The sequence below is a fragment of the Mycobacterium heidelbergense genome (genome assembly GCF_050205645.1).
In the GTDB taxonomy this organism is placed as follows: domain Bacteria; phylum Actinomycetota; class Actinomycetes; order Mycobacteriales; family Mycobacteriaceae; genus Mycobacterium; species Mycobacterium heidelbergense_A.
Genome location: NZ_JBNMQT010000001.1, coordinates 185,283 through 189,376, shown reverse-complemented (window position 1 = coordinate 189,376; position 4,094 = coordinate 185,283). Strand labels below are relative to the sequence as shown.

4 protein-coding genes are annotated in these 4,094 nt (G+C 66.1%); all 4 read right to left on the bottom strand.

Annotated features, from left to right (window positions below; translation table 11 throughout):
* Window positions 1-21: 21 nt before the first annotated feature.
* The gene (locus ACQI5H_RS00850) at window positions 22-249 is read right to left on the bottom strand and encodes an MbtH family protein (RefSeq protein ID WP_427077545.1); all 228 of its coding nucleotides are present in this window, start codon (window positions 247-249) and stop codon (window positions 22-24) included.
* A gap of 164 nt (window positions 250-413) precedes the next feature.
* A complete protein-coding gene (locus ACQI5H_RS00845) occupies window positions 414-1,682 on the bottom strand; it encodes a glycosyltransferase (RefSeq protein WP_427077544.1) in 1,269 nt (422 codons plus the stop codon).
* Window positions 1,679-2,683 (bottom strand): NAD-dependent epimerase/dehydratase family protein, encoded by a 1,005-nt coding sequence (locus ACQI5H_RS00840; protein ID WP_427077543.1) that lies wholly within the window; start codon window positions 2,681-2,683, stop codon window positions 1,679-1,681. The genes ACQI5H_RS00845 and ACQI5H_RS00840 overlap by 4 nt, the downstream gene beginning before the upstream one ends.
* Window positions 2,683-4,065 (bottom strand): nucleotide sugar dehydrogenase, encoded by a 1,383-nt coding sequence (locus tag ACQI5H_RS00835; RefSeq protein WP_427077542.1) that lies wholly within the window; start codon window positions 4,063-4,065, stop codon window positions 2,683-2,685. The genes ACQI5H_RS00840 and ACQI5H_RS00835 overlap by 1 nt, the downstream gene beginning before the upstream one ends.
* Window positions 4,066-4,094 lie beyond the last annotated feature (29 nt).

The following is a 4,094-nucleotide window of genomic DNA, read 5'->3' as shown; positions in this document are numbered from 1 at the left end:
AGATCCCCCAAGCCCCACGGTTTACTTGTTGGCCTGAACCGCTGCCAGCCTCTCGCGCAGACTCCTCGGCCGGATATCGGTCCAGTTCTGCTCGATGTAGTCCAGACACGCAGCGCGCTCGGCCTCGCCGTAAACGACCCGCCAGCCAGCAGGAACATCGGCGAACGCCGGCCACAGACTGTGCTGCTCCTCGTCATTGATCAAGACGAGAAAGCTGCCACCGTCGTCGTCGAACGGATTGACGCTCACCGCTGCTCCAAACCCTCCAGTCGAAATGAAGGAAACCCCTCACAAACGGTAGTGGAGGCCCATAGGGCCTGTACGCGCTTTCGGAAAAGTCCCTGAAGTGACCTGCTGTTACTTCCGCCACAGCTCAGGGGCCATCGCGCGGCCCAAGCTCTTGCCTGTGTCGATCAGCCGACACGCCGCGCGCGGGCGAAATTTTCGAGCAGATCGGCGGCGGCGGTCACGCTCTCGGCGGGTTTGCTCATTTGCGTCGCGATCTCGCGGGCCCGCACGGCGTAGGCGGGCTCGAGGATGGTGCGCAGGTCCGCGACCAGCGACTCCCGCGTCGTGCCCGAGAAGCGCCGGGCGGTGCCCACTTTCAGCCGCTTGACCCGTAGGCCCCACAGCGTCTGATCGAGGTCCGTCGAGAGGATCAGCGTGGGGACCCCGGCGCGCAGGCCGACGGCCGTGGTTCCCGCGCCCCCATGGTGCACGAGCGCGCGGCAGGCAGGGAAGATCGCCGCGACATTCACCGCGCCCACCACCTTGACATGCTCGAAACCCGGGACGTCGCGGAAGTCGCTCCAGCCTGCACAAACCAGCGCCCGCTCGCCCAGTTCCGCGCACGCCGCGCCGATCATGGCAACCGTGTCGGCCGGAGAATCGACCGGCATGCTGCCGAATCCGAAGAAAATCGGCGGCTTCCCCGCGGCAATCCACGACGCGACCTCCTCGTCGGCATCCGTCGGCAGCTCCATCGTCACCGCGCCGACAAACGGCCGCAGCCCGTCCCATTTCGCCCATTCGGCCGCCAAGCCGGGAAAGCACACCTCGTCGTAGGCCTGGATTTCCAGCGATCCGCGTTCGGCGATCCGCCGCGGCGACGGACCCGTGGCCTTGGGCAGCCCCAGTTCGCGGCGCTGCGCGTCGTCGAACTTCTTCTCCGCGCGCCAGCCGACCCAGTCGAAGACCCGCATCGCCAAGCGCCCCAATGGCGCCGGGAGGAACGACAGCAGCTGGCCGTTGGGTCGCACCGGGAAGTAATGCAACGTGGCCAACGGAATGCGCTGATACTCCGCGACATTGGCGGCGAGCTCCTGGTAAACGAGGCCGGTGAAGAGCAGGTCGGCGCCGTCCGCCAGCGACGTCAGCGTCGCGTTCATCTCCCCCAGGGCCTGGGTCCTGGGCTCCCAAACTTCCCGCCACAACCGGCGCAGCTCCCCGATCCGCCAGAAGTTGCCGAAGAAATGCGTCCAGAACTTGCGGTGCGCGTCCAGCCACGCCTGCCTGTCCAGCCCGTAGGCGACCGCCGAAAGCCCAACCGACTCGATGAAGCCGACCAGGTCCGGCGGAACCGCCAGGCGCACCTCGTGCCCCCTGCGCAGCAACTCACGGCCGATGGCGGCGCTGGGTTCGATGTCGCCGCGACTTCCCCAGCTCGCCAGCACGAACCTCATCGCGGCTGATCCCCTGCGGGTCCTTCGAGATACCACGGGTTGGCCCGCGCCCAATCGATGGTGCGACGGATCCCCTCCTCGACGTCGACCTGCAGCCGCCAGCCGAGCTCCCGCTGCGCCTTGGTCGAGTCCGGAATGCGGCGGGGGATGTCCTCATAGCGACCCCCGTAGCGCGCCGCGGTGTCAACAGCTTCGGCCGCGGACACCGAGTCGACGTTCGCGATCTTGATCGCCAGCCCGACAACGTCACGCATGGTCGTCTCGGTCATGCTGCCGATGTTGAAGGCCTCACCGATTGCCGCGTCGCTGTCGGCCGCGAGCAAGGTGCCGGCGATGGCGTCGTCGACGTAGGTGAAGCAGCGTGTCTGGTCGCCCGAGTCGTACAGCAACGGCGGATGGCCGTTGAGGATCCGGTGAATGCTCTGGGAAATCACGAAGATTGGGTTCTGGCGCGGGCCGTAGACGTTGAAGTAGCGAACTACCGTCACCGGCAATCCGTGGGCCGCATGCATCGCGAAAACGAGATGTTCGGCCATGGCCTTGCTGGTGCTGTAGCTCCACCGCGCGGTTTTTGTCGAACCGAGGACGCGATCGTCGTCCTCGGCGAACGGTGGGTTCGGGTTCTTCCCGAACACCTCCGACGTGCTGGCGAACAGCACGTGCGTCCCGTGCCGATGGCTCAACTCGAGGACGTTGCGGGTGCCGGTCACGTTGACGTCGAGAACCCGCAGCGGATCCTTGACGTAGTTCTGGACGCCGACGACCGCGGCCAGGTGAAAGACCGTGTCGACGCCGGGCGTCAGGGCGCTTTCCAGCGCATCGATATCGGTGACGTCGCCCTGAACGAAGCGGAAGTTGGGGTGCCCGTCGAAGTCGATGCTGCTGTCGCGGGTGTTCTTCGCGAAATCGAAAACCGTGACCGAGTCCCCGCGCTCCAGCAGCGCGGAGACCAGGTGCGATCCGATGAAGCCGTAGCCGCCCGTCACGACGACGTTGGGCATTATCGGCCGATCCCCTTGTAGACCAGGCCGGCGGCGCGCACCGCCGCGGGGTCGAAGCTGTTCCGTCCGTCGAGGAACACGCAACCGGGTGCCGCCAGCTCCGCGAGCCGGGCCAGCGGGATCTGGTGGAACTGTCGATGGCCCGCCAGCACCACCAAGGCGTCGGCATTCTCGACCGCCGATTCGATGTCTGCGGTCAGGGGGACTTTCGTCACCGAGCGGGCCTCCTCTTCCGGCACCCACGGATCATGGACCGAAAGCTGGCAGCCGGACTCCTCGAGCAGGGCGACGACGTACTTGGTAGGCGTCAGCCGGCAGTCGCCGGTGTTGTTCTTGAAAGCGATGCCCAGCACCGCGATCTTGCTGGTCTCGATCGACTTGCCCTGGTCGGAGAGCAGTTGCGTGAGCAGCCCGTAGGTGTAGCCGGGCATCGTGTCGTTGACGGTCCTCGACGTGCGCGGAATCGCCAGCTCCAGCCCGAGCGATTGGCCCAGATGGCTGACGAACCAGGGGTCCTTCGTCAAGCAATAGCCGCCGACGCCCATGCTCGGCATCAGGATGTTGACGTTGTGGTTGACCTTCGGCATGGAGTTGGCCGCGTCAATGACCTGCAGTACGTCCATGCCGAGCCGGTCGCATACCTTGGCCAGTTCGTTCGCGAGCGCGACGTTGAGGTCGATCCAGACGTTGTCGGCGAGCTTGACCATCTCGGCGGTTCGCGGGTCGTCGACGACGATGGAGTCCATTCCGAGGGTGTGTCGCCACAGCGTGGAGCAGGCGCGCGCACTGCGCTCATCGACGGCACCGACGACGATCGGGATCGACGTCAGTTCGCGGATGGCTTGGCCCTCGGCGAGCCGTTCGGGGCAAAACGCCAACCCGAAGTCGACTCCGGCGCGAAGGCCTGAGGTTTCTTCGAGGATCGGCTGAAACAGCTTTTCGGTGGTGTCCGGCGGCACCGTGCTCTTGAGGATGACGACGTGGCCGGGACGCAGGTGCTCCGCCACGGCGCGCGCCGCTGCCTTGATGTCATCCACGATGGGCTCGAAGTCCGGACCAAGCGGCGTCCCGACGGTCACGATGATGAAGTCGTTGTCCGCGAGCGCGCCGAAATCGGTCGTGGCGCGAAGCCGGCCGACTCGTACGTTGTTGGAGACGAGCTCGTTGAGCCCCGGCTCGGGCACCGTGGTCTTGCCGAGGTTGATCTCGTCGACGACGCTCTGCCGCACGTCGATCCCGGTTACCGGCCAGCCGCGGTCGGCCAGCACGGCGCCGATCACCGTGCCGATGTAGCCGAAGCCCACAATGGCGATCCCCGAGCGCATGCCGCGGACCAGGAGGTCGATCTCGGCGTCGCTACGGCCAAACACGCGTTCAGGCATCGCGGATCCTAATTCTTCGCCTCCAAGCG

Coding starts and splice junctions, on each gene's coding strand:
- ACQI5H_RS00835 (WP_427077542.1), bottom strand. CDS start 4,065: ATGCCTGAACGCGTGTTTGGCCGTAGCGACGCCGAGATCGACCTCCTG.
- ACQI5H_RS00845 (WP_427077544.1), bottom strand. CDS start 1,682: ATGAGGTTCGTGCTGGCGAGCTGGGGAAGTCGCGGCGACATCGAACCC.
- ACQI5H_RS00840 (WP_427077543.1), bottom strand. CDS start 2,683: ATGCCCAACGTCGTCGTGACGGGCGGCTACGGCTTCATCGGATCGCAC.